Source organism: uncultured Gimesia sp. (assembly GCF_937919775.1).
In the GTDB taxonomy this organism is placed as follows: Bacteria; Planctomycetota; Planctomycetia; order Planctomycetales; family Planctomycetaceae; genus Gimesia.
Genome location: NZ_CALFPF010000284.1, coordinates 1 through 1,869 on the forward strand (window position 1 = coordinate 1; position 1,869 = coordinate 1,869).

The window sequence follows — 1,869 nt, forward strand, 5'->3', positions numbered from 1 at the left end:
TTGGCATTCATTTTCTGTCCGGCACTGGTCTCGGCGATGATTTCTTTCATTGTCGTTAAAATGCTGCCCACGTCTTGGCGGTCCGCTTTGCTGGTCTTGTTTCGAAATTTGGTGTGCAGCGAATCCATCGTGCTACGCAAGCGACGCAATTCCTGACGGGAGACCATAACTTTCTTGACTGAAATCTGTCTGCCGTTTTCATTTCGGGTGGTCGCAGTGCCTTCGATCACAGGCTGATCTTTAAATTTCTCCGCAGCGGCCCCAACGAGTGTAAACAGGGGTTGTGAGATTTCGTTGTTGTTTTGGTTCTGGCTCGGCATTCCCTGGCCGTCACGCGCCTTTTTTAGCAAATCAAATGTGCCTTTGATTTTTTGCGACAGCAAACCGATCGCCTGCTGAGTTGCTTTCGAATTCGGTTCCACCTCCATAAACAGACCATCCGCTTCGTCATTATTTTTCGAGATGGTTTGGTATTGGCTGAGAGCCAGTTTCCTTTGATAGTCTATCACTTTGATTGTATGGTAGCCTTGAATTATCTCGATAATTCCGTCAGCTTTGAGTACTTCAAGTAGTTCTTCTCTGGAAAGTGGCCGAATAATCTCTTCAATTTTATCGATCGCTTCACGAAGTTTGTCAGGTTCATCAATTTCCTTGTAAAAATCACGATCGAAATGTAGGGCATGAAACATTTTGGCTGAGCGGACTCGAGAACTCCCGCCCTGTGGTCTACCTTTTGCTATCATACGGCTAATTGATAAGCCTGTTTTATTATACCCCTTATCGGTAAACTCACTCATGAGACTTTCCAGACTGTCATTTGTTCCAGTCTGAGGTGGATTCTGTCCTTTTTCATTTAGCTGACAACTGGTTTTTCCCAGCAGTACTATGTGCTTAACACTATTCTCCGACCAACTGGCATTCGAAACCGCTTCGTTCAATCCCGAGATCACATCATCAGGCCAATCGTCTTTTAATTTACTCGCAGACATTTTATCCAAACTGTGAGAAAATTGATCAAAGTTGTCCGTCAGATCGCAGGTCAAACGACTGGTAAAACTGGCCTTGGGGACGGTATCTTTGTACTCGGCAAATCCCAACCGGACCGCATTTCGAATCTCATCATCCTGGTGAAGATCAGAAATCACTCCTCTGATACTGCTTTTTATATAGTCTAGTGTCGACTTGTCTTCATTTTTATTTTTAAGAAACATGAAGTCACTCGACTCAATAACAAACATGATCTCCAACTTGACCGAACTCAATTCGTTTCGTTGCCTGGCCAGCGCGCCTTGCTCTTCTGCTCCCTGGACATTTCCCGCATACACGACGATCGGATATTGAGTATCATCCCCTTTTTCTTCTTTAGGCGGATCTAGAATCAGTGCGTAGCGGCGTTTGCCTTCCGGGGTTGCATTCTGTTCGGCGCGGCCTCCACCGTTGAGCTGGACAACAAATTTCCGGTTTCGCTGGGGTTCGATCGGGTCGAGAATGAAACGTGTATTCCAGGTTTTCAGATGCTTTGCATCGATCCAACCTACCGGATTGCCCGCTGAATCACCAACACGTAATTTTCCATTCACCGGGGCTGCACTGCCATCATTACTTTTTAAATGAAAAAATATCGCCCATGGCTCAATTGGTTCACCAGTACCGGTCGGAGTCGCAGACAATGTAGCAACCCCACTGACAACAACCAGTTTTTCGTATAGAGCTGTTTCTTTGCCATTCCTGTCTAAGGCACGAACCAACAGCTCTGTCCGTTGGGCGCGAGCGTCAGCCATCTGCAGGAAAACAATCAGACAAACCAAGCTTGGGATATATTTGTGTTGATGCAGGTGCGATTTCTGCATATCAAAACTCCTTATAAAT

1 protein-coding gene is annotated in these 1,869 nt (G+C 45.8%); it reads right to left on the bottom strand.

Annotated elements, in window-relative coordinates:
- Window positions 1–1,850, bottom strand: a 1,850-nt coding sequence (locus tag Q0294_RS07715; protein ID WP_299462864.1) for a hypothetical protein, incomplete at its 3' end; no start/stop codon positions are given.
- Between the last annotated feature and the right edge of the window lie 19 nt (window positions 1,851–1,869).